Origin of the sequence: Citrobacter sp. RHB20-C16, assembly GCF_013890155.1 — a bacterium.
Lineage (GTDB): Bacteria > Pseudomonadota > Gammaproteobacteria > Enterobacterales > Enterobacteriaceae > Citrobacter_A > Citrobacter_A amalonaticus.
The window spans coordinates 1,084,908-1,099,985 of the sequence record NZ_CP057630.1 but is presented as its reverse complement, the minus strand read 5'-3'; the positions used below and the strand labels follow the sequence as shown (position 1 = coordinate 1,099,985).

Here is a 15,078-nt window from a genome sequence, read left to right as displayed (position 1 = left end):
CGCTTATCGATATTTAGCGATAATAATTAGTCAAACTTAAGCGACATTAATGACGCTTTTGCGACATTCTGATACTGGTCAACTAAATCCTTCGTCATATTAAAGGCAACCTGCACAGCTTTATTATCCTGACTGGTAATCAGCATCAGATTCAGAATTTCGCTATCCGCAGCCTGAGAGCGGAAAGTCACTAGCCATGCCTTATGCCCATCAACCGTAACGGCTTCTGCCTCTGGTTTGTAGTTAGCTAACATTTTCAACATCGCATCTTTCATCATATCCAGCTGCGCCGCAGGCAGTGCGTTGCGACCCGCCGTCACGCCCAGTGAGGCTTTACCTCTCTCGTCGCCATAAATGATCTGTGGACGATTCTCAGACGGGTATTTAATTTTCGCCATTTCCGCCGACATAGGCGTCAGCGTTTGCGGAATTTCGATGCTTAACTTCAGCTCAGGAAAGTGTTTACGCTCCATGTCCATTCCGGCATGAGCAGAAATCGCCACTAACATAGCAAAAGAAGCCGCCACAATTTTACGGAAAATATCCATTTTTCACCTCAGGTTTGATGGTCAGATTCCGCGAGTATATCCCGAAAGAGGAATAAAAATACGGCCTTAATCTATTTTCAGAAATTAAGGATGAGAGTGGTATTATTCTTATTACTGATGGATGGCGATTCCGGGAAAACCGACATCGCCATCCGTCGCTTATACCGTAAAGCCTAACATCATGCCGGTATCTTCATGTTCCAGCAGATGACAGTGCGCCATATAGGCATGCTCTTTGGGCGCGACGTGATCAAATTTCACTAACACCTCGCTGACGCTGCCTTCCACCCGAACGGTATCTTTCCAGCCCGCACGATGGGCCGCAGGCGTCTGGCCGTTCTCCGACAGGATGCGGAACTGCGTACCGTGGATATGGAACGGATGCAGCATCATATCGCCCACCCCGGAGATGACCCAGCGTTCATATTGACCTTTGCTGGCCGCGAACATCGGCTTGTTCATATCGAACGCCAGGCCGTTTATCTTATTCGCGTTATGGAAATCAAACTGACCGCCGTGGTTCATATGGCCCATGTCGCCATGCTGCATGTTGCCCATATGCCCCTGCATCTGCCCGTGATGCATGCCCGCCATCGCCTGATCGCCATACTTTTTCATCAGCATCTGCATTCCCATCATGTCGAGCATCGGATCCATCGACAGTTGCAGATTACGCACCGTCAGGCCGTCAACCGCAGGTAGCGCAGGCATGGTACTTAGGGTGTCCGGCAGCGTACCGGAGGCATTCACGGCAACCGGCTGAATACGCATGACCGGATGCGGCTTATCAAACGGCGCAATCGCCATCCCCATCTGGCTGACCGGCAGGGTAACCAAATCAAACGGTTTACCGTCACTGACGTCCACCAGTACTTCAAAACGCTCGCCCATCAGCATGGGCAGTTCGTTTACTTTTACCGGTTCCGCCAGCAGCCCGCCGTCGCTGGCAATGACGTACAGTGGACGCTTATCGCTGGCGGCAAAATTGAGTGAACGGGCGTTACAACCGTTAAGCAACCGCAGACGTAACCAGCCGCGCGGCGCAGCATGTTGAGGATAAATGGCGCCATTGGTCAGTAGCGTATCGCCAAACCAGCCTACAGCAGCCGTCATCACATCAAGCTGATAATCAATCTGCCCGGCCGCGTTAAACCGTTTGTCCTGCACGATGACCGGGATATCGTCGATTCCCCACTGCTTCGGGAGCAGCAGCTTATGAATTTCTTCATCCTCAATCAGAACCAGCCCCGCTAAGCCCATCGCCACCTGATGCCCGGTTTTCCCATGCTGATGGGGATGAAACCAGCAGGTCGCCGCTCGCTGATCCGGCGTAAACGTGACGGTACGTTTTCCGCCCGCCGGGATAATCCCCTGCGGCCCGCCATCCACCTCGCCCGGCACCTCCAGCCCATGCCAGTGCAGTGTGGTCTCTTCCTGAAGCTGGTTGTGGATATCCACCGTCACCGCTTTGCCTTTTTGCAACTTCAGCGCAGGCCCGAGCAGATTACCGTTATAGCCCCAGGTGGTTGCCGCTTTTCCGGCAAAGGTCGACTGACCCGCTTTCACCATCAGCGAGATCTGGTTACGTGCGTCGGCGGTGAGAAGCTCGGGAATGGGCAACGTGGGGCGTTGGGCGGCAAAAACGGTGCGGCTCCAGAGCGGTAAGGCTGACGACAGCCCCAGAGCCACAGAATATTTTAAGAAATCACGTCGTTGCATAATTATTTCCTTATTTTGCTGCAGGCGAAATAACGCTAATCTCTGAGCATAGACCCTCCCCTTACGGCAAGGTCAAGCCAGGGATATCACTTAATAGATAATAAAAGTCGTCGCTTCGCCTCCAGTATGCTAACGTTGAATTTCCGTAATGCAGTGGTAGAAGCAATGAAGACGTTTTTCAGAACCGTGTTGTTCGGCAGCCTGATGGCCGTATGCGCAAACAGCTATGCGCTCAGTGAATCTGAAGCCGAAGATATGGCCGATTTGACGGCCGTTTTTGTCTTTCTGAAAAATGACTGCGGCTACCAGAATTTACCCAACGGGCAGATTCGTCGCGCACTGGTCTTCTTTGCTCAGCAAAACCAGTGGGACCTCAGCAATTACGACACCTTCGATATGAAATCCCTCGGCGAAGACAGCTATCGCGATCTCAGCGGTATCGGTATCCCTGTCGCCAAAAAATGCAAAGCGCTGGCGCGCGACTCCCTGAGCCTGCTGGCTTACGTCAAATAACCTCCCGTCCCTGTTGCTGAAACAATGACCGTGCATCAACGGTCATTGTTAGCTATGATGTTGCGCCCTTTTTTTACGGGTGTTAACAAAGGAGGCATCACCCTATGGCCGAAAAACCACAGTGGCATGAAACGCTACACGACCAGTTTGGGCAGTACTTTGCCGTCGATAACGTTCTTTATCACGAGAAGACCGCGCATCAGGATCTCATCATCTTCGAAAACGCCGCCTTTGGTCGCGTAATGGCGCTGGACGGCGTGGTGCAGACCACCGAGCGCGATGAGTTTATCTATCATGAGATGATGACGCACGTTCCGTTGATGGCTCACGGTCACGCGAAACACGTACTGATTATCGGCGGTGGCGACGGTGCGATGCTGCGCGAAGTCACCCGGCACAAAAACGTTGAAACTATCACGATGGTGGAAATCGATGCTGGCGTTGTCTCGTTCTGCCGCCAGTATCTGCCCAACCACAACGCCGGTAGCTATGACGATCCGCGCTTTACGCTGGTGATCGACGACGGTGTGAATTACGTCAACCAGACACAGAACACGTTTGATGTGATCATCTCCGACTGCACCGATCCGATCGGTCCCGGTGAGAGTCTGTTCACCTCGGCATTCTACGAAGGTTGTAAACGCTGCCTGAATCCGGGCGGGATCTTTGTCGCGCAGAACGGCGTCTGCTTCCTGCAACAGGATGAAGCCCTCGACAGCCACCGTAAGCTCAGCCATTACTTCGCCGACGTTGGCTTCTACCAGGCGGCGATCCCCACCTACTACGGCGGCATAATGACTTTTGCGTGGGCGACCGATAACAAAGCGTTGCGCCACCTGTCGACTGAAATCATCCAGGCGCGTTTTCACACCTCCGGCCTTAAGTGTCGCTATTACAACCCGGCAATCCACACGGCAGCGTTTGCCTTACCCCAGTATCTGCAAGACGCGCTGGCGACAGCATCGTCCTAAGGAGAAGATAAGAAATTGAAAAAACTGAAACTGCATGGCTTTAACAACCTGACTAAAAGTCTGAGTTTTTGTATTTACGATATCTGCTATGCCAAAACCGCCGAAGAGCGCGACGGATACATCGCCTATATCGACGAACTCTACAACGCCAACCGTCTGACCGAAATTCTGTCAGAAACCTGCTCTATCATCGGCGCCAATATCCTGAATATCGCCCGTCAGGATTACGAACCTCAGGGTGCCAGCGTCACCATTCTGGTGAGTGAAGAACCTGTCGATCCGCAGTTGATTGATAAAACCGAGCATCCCGGCCCGCTGCCGGAAACGGTGGTCGCCCATCTTGATAAGAGCCATATTTGCGTGCATACCTATCCGGAAAGCCACCCGGAAGGCGGATTATGCACCTTCCGCGCCGATATTGAGGTTTCAACCTGCGGTGTGATTTCTCCCTTGAAGGCGCTGAATTACTTGATCCACCAGCTTGAATCCGACATCGTGACCATCGATTATCGCGTGCGTGGCTTTACCCGTGATATCAACGGGATGAAGCACTTTATCGATCATGAGATTAACTCCATTCAGAACTTTATGTCCGAGGATATGAAGTCGTTGTATGACATGGTGGATGTGAACGTGTATCAGGAAAATATCTTCCATACCAAAATGCTGCTTAAAGAGTTCGACCTTAAGCACTACATGTTCCATACCCGACCAGAAGACTTGACCGACGCAGAGCGTAAAGAGATTACCGCTGCGCTGTGGAAAGAGATGCGAGAGATTTACTACGGGCGCAATATCCCGAGCGTGTAAGAAAAATGCTCAGGCACTCTGCGGAGTGCCTGAGCCGAATCCGAGACTATTCATTTCCCCATCGATTCAGGAATTCTGCGATATCATCGATGCGTTGCGCGTCAATGCCAGCGTCGACCGCCATCTCCTGCTGCGCTTCTTCGCTGATCTCTTCGTTATTTGTTAAGCGAGCAATCAGTAGCTGGAAATAGCGAGCAAGAGGATCACGCTCCGACGCGTTAACCGGTTCTGCGGATTCCGTCGAATACTCATCCACAATGTCATAATATTTCAGTGGTATTTCATTACCCATCACTCATCTCCTGGGGTTATCCCAACGTTAATTACTCAGGCTGTACCAGCGTCAGGGCGACGGATTGCGCTTTCAGTTCGGCCTGTACGGCTTGCGGTAAATTAACATCGGTAATGACGTCGGTAAAGCGACTGAGAGAAGCCACATTAAATAGCGAATGCGCGCCGTATTTGCTGCTGTCGGCCAGTAGCACTTTTCGTTGCGCATTGGCGATAATTTCCTGCTTCAGTCCCGCTTTGTCCTCAGTCGGCGTGGTCACGCCCTTTTCCATACTCCAGGTATTACAGCTCATAAACGCGATATCAGGATAGACGCTGCGCAGCATTTTGCGGCCAAACTCGCCGATGCATGACTGGCTGCTGTCATCAATTCGCCCACCGACAATAGTCACCTCTATCTGGCGAAACTCGGATAAAAACAGGGCGATGTGCAGATCAACGGTAATGACTCTGAGGGGAAGATGGGTTAAACATTTTGCCAGCTCCAGCATCGTGGTTCCGGCATCAAGCACCACGGCATCGCCCGCATGCACCATCGAGGCCGCATAACGCGCAATCGCCCGTTTTTCGGCGGGCGATCGCAGTTGCTTCTCGTTGGTGGTCGGTTGCACTGCTTCAAAACGCCGTAACGCCACACCGCCGTGGCTGCGACTGATCACCCCCTGTTCATCCAGTTTGATCAGATCGCGGCGGATCGTTGCCGGAGAGGCCTCAACGGCATCCACCAGTTGTTCCACGGTCACCAGCGTATGATTTTTCAAATACGCCACAATCTGATCCAGACGGTGTTGTCCTTTCATAACAGGAAATTATGCCAGTTGCATTGCCAGTTTAATCGATACGGCCATGCTCTCAGATTTTGCTTTTCCCGTCCAGGCGATATCAAATGCCGTCCCGTGATCGGCAGAGGTGCGAATAAACGGCAAACCGGCAGTGATGTTGACGCCGTCATAAAAACCCAGCAGCTTCAGCGGGATATGGCCCTGATCGTGGTACATCGCCACCACCATGTCATAGTGACCTTCATACGCCTGCAAAAATACAGTGTCCGGCGGGCATGGGCCGTAAACATCCATCCCCTTTGCCTTCATGTTCTCAATCGCCGGACCGACGATGCGAATCTCCTCATCGCCGAACAGCCCGTTCTCACCAGCATGTGGATTCACCCCCGCCACGGCTATACGCGGCTGCGCATAACCCACACGCTTCAGGAAGGTATCGGCGATACTAATAACAGTCTCCACGCGCTGACCGTTCAGGGTATCTAGGAACTTACGCAGGGCGATATGGGTGGAAACGTGAATGACTTTCAGCTTATCGGTATAAAGCACCATCGCGTAGTCGCGACTTTCCGTCAGCGTCGCCAGCAGCTCGGTGTGTCCGGGGAAATGGTGCCCGCCAAGATGCAGGGCTTCTTTGTTCAACGGCGCAGTGGCGATAGCATGAACGTCGCCTTTCATCGCCAGTTCCGTTGCCCGTTTTACGCAGCGATAAGCCAGATCGCCTGCCTGAGCCTGCACTTTACCCGGCTCCAGTGCGTCCGGGTCCGCCAGCGGTTCATCAATCACATGAATCACACCAGGCACGAAGCGGGCGTCCGCCACCTGCGTAATGGCGCGAAACGTCACGCCCTCCGCCAGACCGTTGGCCTGTAACCGCTTCAGGGTTTGCAGGCATCCCACTACCACCAGCGGCGCGCCGTTAAGTTCATCTTCACTGAGCGCTTTAACAATAATTTCCGGGCCGATCCCCGCAGGATCGCCCATCGTAATCGCGACGGTTTTAGTTACCACTGTACATCTCCTCAATAAAATAAAGCGCATCACAAAGGGTACTGTCGGAGCCGAATCCTCCTGCTTTGGTGATCACCGGCAGATCGTCAATCTCGCTGTTCACGAACGTTCCGCACGGAATGCACGGCGCAACCTCGCTCTGAATGCGATAGCCTTCCGCGCCCAGCGCACTGGCAACGGCGGTCGCAATATCCCCTCCGGTCAGGAACAGGCCGCCAATACGCGCCTGCTCAATAATGCGTAACGTGATGATTCCAAGACGCTGGCTTAATCGTTCGCCAAGCGCCTGACGGCTCATCCCCACGCTGGCACACAGCGTGTCGATCATCTGTCGGTCGTCCGCACTACGACTGGTACGTAAAATCGTATGGTGGTGACGGCTCAGTAACGCGCAGGCCTGCTCCACCACCGACGCGATTTCCTGTTCAAAAGCGGCAGAGGCCAGTCGTGAGGCATCGATATCGACAACCCTTGCCCGGTCCTGACACAGCGCCTTGTCTACCTGACGTCGCGTGGCTTCACTCATCGAACCCGCCACCACCAGCACTGGCAACGCTTGCTTTTCCTGCATAAACAGGCGGACCGGCAGGGCATTGGCGAGGCCAGCCGCGCCGACCAGTAACGGCAGCGTCTCCTGCTCACAGATAGCATGCGCAATCAGCGACAAATCACGGTCCTCAACGGCATCCACCACCACCATGCACTCACCTTCAGCAGCGAAAGCGGCTAACAGCGCGCTCAGTCGTCCGAGACGGACATCGTCGAGCGACACTTCATGCACCGGAATGTCACTTTGCAACGAGACCAGTTCCGCAATGCGCGAAGAGATAATCGGCGTTTTGGGATCGCTGGCAAATTCGGTCTCCAGTAATGGCGTTCCGTTGACCAGGCACAGTCCATCGCGTGTTGTGCGCCCTGCGGCGGGGATCGCCGCCGCAATCACGGCCAGCGTCCGGTTAGCGGCGCGCATCGCCGCCGTCACCTCGGCGCCGACGTTGCCACGAAACGTAGAATCAATTTTTTTATACACCAGCGGCGCGGTTTCCCCTTCACACCAGGGGGCTAACGCTTGTTGTACCGCCTGCGCGGCTTGCGCCGACGGGATTGCCCGGCTCTCTGTGTTGATCACCAGCACATCAGCACGACGGGAAGGCTTCTGCGTCGGGGTGAGCATTACCTCTGTGCGTGCGCCTTTTTTCGCCAGTTGCACGCCGGTATCGTTAGAGCCCGTAAAATCATCGGCAATGACGATCATTTTCATGCTTTATTCTCCTGAGTAACCTGACGAGCCTGTTTTTTGGCAACCCACGAGGTCAGGATCGGCGTCAGGATCGCGGTGGTGATCACGGAGGCGGCAATCAATGGCGCGGCAGCAGCAGCGACTTCCGCCAGCGAAGGGTCAGCCTGGGCTATCGCCAGCGGCGTTGCAACGGCATTACCGGCAGTACTGGAGGCCGCCGCTCCGGCAATCCCGGTACCGCCCACCAGACGGTCTGCGCGGATGTTAAAGAAGCCGCCGACGAACGTGGTTAACACCCCCAGCAGGATGCCCGCCAGACCGCCCTGCAATAGCATTTCGAGGTTGATGCCAGCCCCCAGCGCAAAGGCGAAGAACGGGATCAACAGCGGTCCGCCTTTGGTCAGGAAGTCACGCATGTTGTGATCGAGGTTACCGAGGATCATGCCAACCACCAGCGGGACCAGGACCGCCACCAGTGCCATGATCGGAATGTTGGCCATTCCCGCAGCACCCAGCGCGATCATGGTAAAGAATGGACCGTCATTAAGAGACAGAATAGAGATTGCGCCGACGTCACGCTCGTTACCGAACTCGCCGACTAATGCCGCGTACAGCCCCCCATTCGAGTTACTCATGGCAGCAATAATCGCCAGTCCGCTTAAGCCAAAGATCCCTTCAGTCCCGAACAGGTGCTCAACGCCAAGACCGAGCGCAATGGCGATCAGCAGTTTGGTCAGGGTAATCGTACCGCCCTGCAATAAAGCCTGAGGTGCCGCCTTCACGCTGATCCCTGCGCCCATGCACAACAGGAATGCACCGATTAGCGGCGCGGCGCCGTTTTTAAACAGCGCGGTAGTAAATCCGCCGATCTCCAGCGCCTGCGGGGCAAAGGTATTGATAATGGCACCGATAACCAATGGCACGACCATCATGCCGCCGGGTACGCGTTCTATTGCCTTCTTGATGTTCATGGTCTTCCCGCCTGTTGTTGTGTTGTGATTAAATAAAATCACAACGATTATATTTAATCAATTTTAGATCACAAATGGGCCAGATCACAGTTTTAAAATGATTAATAAAAATCAAACAATCATTTTTCGGTAAAAAAAAGCCGGACGCAGACGCCCGGCTCCACTGATGATTGAAATTATTCAGGATTGACGCAGAAATTCCCGATAGGCGTTTACCACCTGCAGGAAATCCTCGACGCCGCACAGCGACAGGCTTTCTTCATCGTAGTAATTCATCCCTTCTTCCATTTCGTCGCCGGTAAACTCCAGCTGATTGGCGCGGATCATCACCTCTTCGCCGTCCATCCAGAGCGTATATTCATGCCCCGCCCGTTGCCAGGAACGTTCGCTGCCTTTCACCGCGTGAGCCGCCTGTTCCACTTCGTCCAGCAGGGCCAGGTTTTCTTTCACTTCTTCATTAAACCAGTGCCCGACCACTTCGTGACCCATGGACATGCGCACCAAAACCCGACCGGTAACATCGCGCAGAAATTCGTAATCCATAATGTAGTCCTCTGCTCCCGGCAATGCGCCATTACCGCATTGCGCCTTGTCTTAATTATCGCAGCCTGGACGCAGAAAAAAAGCGGATCGCGTATAAGGAATGGAAATAAAAATGCCCGGAGAAGCACGCTTCACCGGGCATTGATGCGTTTTTACGCGAAAGGCGTTAGCGCATTACACGGCGGTCTGGAAAATCACACCGTCCGCTTTCTCAGTGTATTGAGAGAGCTGGTCAAAGTTCAGATAGCGGTAGGTGTCTACAGCGGTTTTATCCACCTGCGCCACATAGGTCTGGTACTCTTCCGGCGTCGGCAATTTACCGATCAGTGCCGCAACCGCCGCCAGCTCCGCAGACGCCAGGTAGACGTTCGCACCGGTACCTAAACGGTTCGGGAAGTTACGCGTAGAAGTCGATACCACCGTCGCGCCGTCTGCGACACGCGCCTGGTTACCCATGCACAGTGAACAGCCCGGGATTTCAATACGCGCACCGCTCTTACCAAAGACGCTGTAGTAGCCCTCTTCGGTCAGCTGTGCCGCATCCATACGGGTTGGCGGCGCCACCCACAGACGCGTCGGCAACTGGCCTTTGTGCGCATCCAGCAGCTTGCCGGCCGCACGGAAGTGACCAATGTTGGTCATGCAGGAACCAATGAACACTTCGTCGATTTTATCGCCCTGAACATCAGAGAGCAGACGCGCATCGTCCGGATCGTTCGGTGCACAAAGGATAGGCTCTTTGATATCCGCCAGATCGATGTCGATCACCGCCGCGTACTCTGCGTCAGCATCGGCTTCCAGCAGTTGCGGATCGGCCAGCCATTTTTCCATCCCCTGAATACGACGTTCCAGCGTACGACGGTCGCCGTAGCCTTCTGCGATCATCCACTTCAGCAGAACGATGTTGGAGGTCAGGTATTCCACGATCGGCTCTTTGTTCAGCTTGATGGTGCAACCTGCCGCAGAACGCTCGGCAGATGCATCGGTCAGCTCAAACGCCTGCTCGACTTTCAGATCCGGCAGACCTTCGATTTCGAGAATACGACCAGAGAAGATGTTCTTCTTGCCTTTTTTCTCAACGGTCAGCAGACCCTGTTTGATCGCATACAGCGGAATGGCGTGTACCAGATCGCGCAGGGTAATACCCGGCTGCATTTTGCCTTTGAAGCGCACCAGCACCGATTCCGGCATATCCAGCGGCATCACGCCGGTCGCCGCAGCAAACGCCACCAGGCCCGAGCCCGCCGGGAAGGAGATACCAATCGGGAAACGGGTATGGGAGTCACCACCCGTACCGACGGTATCCGGCAACAGCATACGGTTCAGCCAGGAGTGGATCACGCCATCACCCGGACGCAGCGAAACACCGCCGCGGTTCATAATAAAGTCAGGCAGCGTGTGGTGCGTGGTGACGTCAACCGGCTTCGGATAGGCGGCGGTGTGACAGAAAGACTGCATCACCAGGTCCGCAGAGAAGCCCAGGCACGCCAGGTCCTTCAGTTCGTCACGGGTCATCGGGCCAGTGGTATCCTGAGAACCTACGGAGGTCATCTTCGGCTCGCAGTACGCACCCGGACGGATACCGGCTACGCCGCACGCACGACCCACCATTTTCTGCGCCAGCGAGTAACCACGGCTGCTTTCCGCCACATCTTTCGCCTGACGGAAAACGTCTGAGTGCGGCAGACCCAGCGCTTCACGCGCTTTGGTGGTCAGACCGCGACCGATGATCAGCGGGATACGGCCACCGGCACGCACTTCATCAATCAGCACGTCAGTTTTCAGTTCAAAGCTTGCCAGCAGTTCGCCGGTTTCATGGTTACGTACTTCACCTTTGAACGGGTAAACGTCAATCACATCACCCATGTTCAGGTTTGACACATCCACTTCGATCGGCAGTGCGCCTGCATCTTCCATGGTGTTGAAGAAGATAGGGGCGATTTTACCGCCGAGGCACAGACCGCCGCCGCGCTTGTTCGGCACGTGCGGAATGTCGTCGCCCATGAACCACAGCACGGAGTTGGTGGCGGATTTACGTGAAGAACCGGTCCCGACGACGTCACCGACGTAAGCCAGCGGGTAACCTTTACTCGCCAGGGCTTCGATCTGTTTGATTGGGCCAACGACACCCGGCTGATCCGGCTCAATGCCTTCACGGGCGTTTTTCAGCATCGCTAACGCGTGCAGCGGGATATCCGGACGAGACCACGCATCAGGTGCCGGAGACAGGTCATCGGTATTGGTTTCACCGGTGACTTTGAAAACGGTGACAGTCATTTTTTCAGCCAGCGGCGGACGGCTCAGGAACCATTCGGCCTCCGCCCAGGACTGCATCACCTGCTTCGCATATTCGTTCCCTGCTTTGGCTTTTTCTTCTACGTCATAGAAGTTATCGAACATCAGCAGCGTATGGGAGAGCGCTTTGGCGGCAATCGGCGCCAGTTTTGCATCGTCCAGAGCGTCAATCAGCGGATGAATGTTGTAACCACCCTGCATGGTGCCGAGCAGTTCAATCGCTTTTTCAGGCGTAATCAGTGGGGAAGTCGTTTCGCCTTTCGCGACGGCAGCGAGGAAACTGGCTTTGACATAGGCGGCTTCATCGACGCCCGGGGGAACACGGTTGATCAACAGGTCTAACAGGAATTCTTCTTCGCCCGCAGGCGGTGCTTTCAGCAGCTCAACGAGCGCGGCCATTTGGGTTGCATCTAAGGGTTTGGGCACAATCCCCTCGGCGGCACGTTCTGCTACGTGCTTACGGTATTCTTCTAGCACGACGGTTCTCCTCGCTCTCATTGTCATAGTGCGGCGCTTTATCGATGGGCGATTCTCTTCACGCTCCTGTGAGACAGCAGTTTGTAGGGTAAATGCCCGGTACCGCAATGGGCAGAATAACAGGATTTTAGTGAGGTGTTAATCTGTTTACAAAAAAGCAACATAAAAAAGTGGCTGAATCGTTAAGGATGGTCTAATGCCCTTTTCGATTTCAGAAGCGGGAAATTTATCGCTGTTACGAATCGTCACACTATTTCGCATTCTTATAATCACTCTACTGTACCGATCCCAAGATTAGTCAAAAATTAAACTATCGTCTCTTTATACTCACGCAACACTGCACCTGCGGGTGGCAGCACTTCGACCATTGCGATTTCCAGGAAATCGGGAGTAAGAATATGACGTTGCCCTTTAAACCCCACGTGCTTGCGTTGATCTGTAGCGCCGGACTACTTGCTGCTTCAGGCGTGCTGTATGTCAAAAGCCGCACACCGGAAGCCCCTACGCTGCCCACGCCCCCCATTGCTGCGCAACCGCTCGCGCCAGCCGAAGCGACTCCCGTTGCGAAAGTGAGCTTTACCACGGCGCAAATCGATCAATGGGTCGCGCCGATCGCCCTCTATCCGGACCCGCTGCTTTCGCAGGTTCTGATGGCCTCGACCTATCCGGCTAACGTCGTCCAGGCAGCACAATGGTCGCGCGATAATCCGACACGGCAAGGCGATGCCGCCATTCAGGCTGTCGCAAACCAGCCGTGGGATCCCAGCGTGAAGTCGCTGGTCGCCTTTCCGCAACTCATGACGCTGATGGGGGAAAACACGGAGTGGGTGCAAAACCTCGGTGATGCATTTCTGGCGCAACCGCAGGATGTGATGGACTCCGTGCAACGCCTGCGCTTACTGGCCCAGCAGACCGGCTCGCTGAAATCTACGCCGCAGCAGACGGTGACCAGCACGCCGAAAAAGAGCGTCGCGGCAGCCCCCTCAACCACCTCCTCCGCAACAAAATCCAGCGCCGTTTCCGCCGCCCCAGCCTCCACGGTAATTAAAATTGAACCTGCAGATCCGCAGGTGGTGTACGTCCCCAGCTATAATCCCGCTACGGTTTATGGCACCTGGCCCAACACCGCATACCCGCCGGTGTATCTCCCGCCTACGCCAGGCGAGCAGTTCGCTGGCAGTTTTGTTAAAGGGTTCGGCTACAGCCTGGGCGTCGCCACCACCTATGCGCTGTTCAGCAATATCGACTGGGATGACGACGATCATCACCACGATGACGATCACCATCATGATGACGATCATCACGACGGTCACGGTTATCAACACAATGGCGATAACATCAATATCAACGTCGATAACTTCAACCGCATCTCCGGACAGAATCTGAAAACACAGAACATGACCTGGCAGCACAACCCGGCCTGGCGCGGCGGCGTTCCGTATCAGAATGGCACGACCGCCCCGCGTTTCCACCCGACCGACGTCAGCGGCGGTCTCAGTGCTACACAGCAGCCTGCTGCGACGGCATCCCGCGACAGCCAGCGTCAGGCAGCGATGGCACAACTGCAACAGCGTCATCCGGATGCGTCTAAAGCGCTGGCTCAGCAACCGACAGCCACAACGCGTGATGCCCAGCGCAAAGCGGCCGCTCAACAGTTGAATCAGGTTGCCCAACGCAATAATTATCGCGGCTATGACGACAACAGCAACAGCGCGCGTCGTCAGAACGCGCAACAGACCTTGAAACAATCGACTACGACAGCGCAACAACTGCATCGTGACGATCTCAGGGCCAAAGCGCAGCAACGCCCGATTTCACAACCGCAGCGGGAGACGGTACGTCAGCGCGTCGAATCCTCCTCGCCACAGCAGCGTCAGGCGTTTCAGCAAAACCATGCGAATGTATTTAGCGGTAACGACAGCCGTTCGCCGAACTGGCAATCGCAGCAGCAGCGCGGTCAGGAAAGCCGCCGTCTGAGTAACATCAGTAATGAGCAACGAGCCCACATGCGCGAACGCGCATCTGAACACCATGAATTTCGCCGTCGTTAACGGGAGCCGATAATGAAAAAAGTACTGTTAAGCACCCTGCTGCTCTCGCTTCCGTTAATGAGCTACGCCCAGCAGATGTTCGCCACGCCAGACGAGGCCGCCAGCTCTTTTGCCCGTGCAATTGCCGACAATAACGATGCGCAACTGACTACCCTGTTAGGCGATAACTGGCGACAGTTTTTGCCCCCTGAAGGCGCGGACCCCGAAGCCATTGCGCGCTTTAACCGCGACTGGAAAGTCAGCCACCAGATTGTGCAACAAGGTAACGTCGCTCACCTGAACGTCGGCCAGGAGAACTGGCAGTTGCCCATCCCCATCGTGAAGGCGAGTAAAGGCTGGCATTTTGATATGTCTGCCGCGCAGGATGAGATCCTCACGCGCACGATTGGCCGCAATGAACTCTCGGCGATACAGGCCATGCGTGCCTATGTCGACGCCCAGTATGACTACTGGCAGCGCAAACAAGCATTTGCCAGCCGAATTATCAGCCACGCAGGTCAACAGGACGGTCTCTACTGGCCGGTAAAACCAGGTGAAACGCCCAGTCCCTTAGGGCCGGCTTTCAGTCCTGAGTCACCTGGCGAAGGGTATCACGGCTATTATTTCCGCATTATTGCCAGCGATAACGCGAAAGGATTTGCGCTGCTTGCCTGGCCGGTGACCTGGGGCGAAACGGGTGTGATGAGCTTCATGGTAAGTCAGGACGACCGGGTGTATCAGACGAATTTAGGGGAAGATAGCGGGCTAAAAGCTATCGCCATAGAGAAATTTACGCCACACGAACCGTGGAAGCCGGTGGAGTAACAGGCATAAAAAAAGCGGCATTTACGCCGCTTTTTCGTTACCGGAAGGCTGA

The 15,078-nt window shown here is 54.8% G+C and carries 14 protein-coding genes; 5 read left to right on the top strand and 9 right to left on the bottom strand.

Annotated elements, in window-relative coordinates:
* Positions 1-26: 26 nt before the first annotated feature.
* Together HVX64_RS05355 and cueO are read right to left on the bottom strand one after the other, a co-directional pair.
* Positions 27-548: a hypothetical protein gene (locus tag HVX64_RS05355; RefSeq protein WP_044255419.1), complete on the bottom strand. Its 522-nt coding sequence runs from the start codon at positions 546-548 to the stop codon at positions 27-29.
* A 159-nt stretch (positions 549-707) separates the two neighbouring features.
* Complete coding sequence (gene cueO, locus HVX64_RS05350) at positions 708-2,267, bottom strand: multicopper oxidase CueO (protein WP_044255421.1); 1,560 nt, start codon at positions 2,265-2,267, stop codon at positions 708-710.
* 165 nt (positions 2,268-2,432) lie between these two features.
* On the opposite strand from cueO, the gene HVX64_RS05345 reads away from it, so the two are divergent.
* The 3 genes from HVX64_RS05345 to speD all read left to right on the top strand — a co-directional run bounded on the left by HVX64_RS05345 (position 2,433) and on the right by speD (position 4,561).
* Complete coding sequence (locus tag HVX64_RS05345; RefSeq protein WP_000846617.1) at positions 2,433-2,780, top strand: YacC family pilotin-like protein; 348 nt, start codon at positions 2,433-2,435, stop codon at positions 2,778-2,780.
* Between the two features lie 104 nt (positions 2,781-2,884).
* Positions 2,885-3,751 carry a polyamine aminopropyltransferase gene (speE, locus tag HVX64_RS05340; RefSeq protein WP_042997900.1) on the top strand — a complete coding sequence of 289 codons (867 nt, stop codon included), beginning with the start codon at positions 2,885-2,887 and terminating at the stop codon, positions 3,749-3,751.
* 15 nt (positions 3,752-3,766) lie between these two features.
* Positions 3,767-4,561: an adenosylmethionine decarboxylase gene (gene speD, locus HVX64_RS05335; protein ID WP_044255425.1), complete on the top strand. Its 795-nt coding sequence runs from the start codon at positions 3,767-3,769 to the stop codon at positions 4,559-4,561.
* Positions 4,562-4,607: 46 nt separating this feature from the next.
* Here the strand turns inward: speD and HVX64_RS05330 are convergent, their stop codons facing one another.
* The 7 genes from HVX64_RS05330 to acnB all read right to left on the bottom strand — a co-directional run bounded on the left by HVX64_RS05330 (position 4,608) and on the right by acnB (position 12,171).
* On the bottom strand, positions 4,608-4,853 hold the full coding sequence (locus HVX64_RS05330) for a YmjA family protein (RefSeq protein WP_042997902.1): 246 nt from the start codon (positions 4,851-4,853) through the stop codon (positions 4,608-4,610).
* A 31-nt stretch (positions 4,854-4,884) separates the two neighbouring features.
* On the bottom strand, positions 4,885-5,652 hold the full coding sequence (locus HVX64_RS05325; RefSeq protein ID WP_042997903.1) for a DeoR/GlpR family DNA-binding transcription regulator: 768 nt from the start codon (positions 5,650-5,652) through the stop codon (positions 4,885-4,887).
* 9 nt (positions 5,653-5,661) lie between these two features.
* Positions 5,662-6,645, bottom strand: coding sequence for a D-threonate 4-phosphate dehydrogenase (locus tag HVX64_RS05320; protein WP_080343246.1), 984 nt, complete (start codon positions 6,643-6,645; stop codon positions 5,662-5,664).
* Complete coding sequence (locus HVX64_RS05315) at positions 6,635-7,906, bottom strand: D-threonate kinase (RefSeq protein ID WP_044255431.1); 1,272 nt, start codon at positions 7,904-7,906, stop codon at positions 6,635-6,637. The genes HVX64_RS05320 and HVX64_RS05315 overlap by 11 nt, the downstream gene beginning before the upstream one ends.
* A complete protein-coding gene (locus tag HVX64_RS05310) occupies positions 7,903-8,856 on the bottom strand; it encodes a 2-keto-3-deoxygluconate permease 1 (RefSeq protein ID WP_042997906.1) in 954 nt (317 codons plus the stop codon). The genes HVX64_RS05315 and HVX64_RS05310 overlap by 4 nt, the downstream gene beginning before the upstream one ends.
* Positions 8,857-9,036: 180 nt before the next feature.
* Complete coding sequence (gene yacL / locus HVX64_RS05305) at positions 9,037-9,399, bottom strand: protein YacL (protein WP_042997907.1); 363 nt, start codon at positions 9,397-9,399, stop codon at positions 9,037-9,039.
* A 174-nt stretch (positions 9,400-9,573) separates the two neighbouring features.
* Positions 9,574-12,171 (bottom strand): bifunctional aconitate hydratase 2/2-methylisocitrate dehydratase, encoded by a 2,598-nt coding sequence (gene acnB / locus HVX64_RS05300; RefSeq protein ID WP_042997908.1) that lies wholly within the window; start codon positions 12,169-12,171, stop codon positions 9,574-9,576.
* A gap of 398 nt (positions 12,172-12,569) precedes the next feature.
* Here acnB and HVX64_RS05295 point away from each other — a divergent pair, with 398 nt between their 5' ends.
* Positions 12,570-14,222 carry a DUF3300 domain-containing protein gene (locus HVX64_RS05295; RefSeq protein WP_044255437.1) on the top strand — a complete coding sequence of 551 codons (1,653 nt, stop codon included), beginning with the start codon at positions 12,570-12,572 and terminating at the stop codon, positions 14,220-14,222.
* Positions 14,223-14,234: 12 nt separating this feature from the next.
* The gene (locus HVX64_RS05290; protein WP_044255440.1) at positions 14,235-15,026 is read left to right on the top strand and encodes a DUF2950 family protein; all 792 of its coding nucleotides are present in this window, start codon (positions 14,235-14,237) and stop codon (positions 15,024-15,026) included.
* The last annotated feature ends 52 nt before the right edge of the window (positions 15,027-15,078 follow it).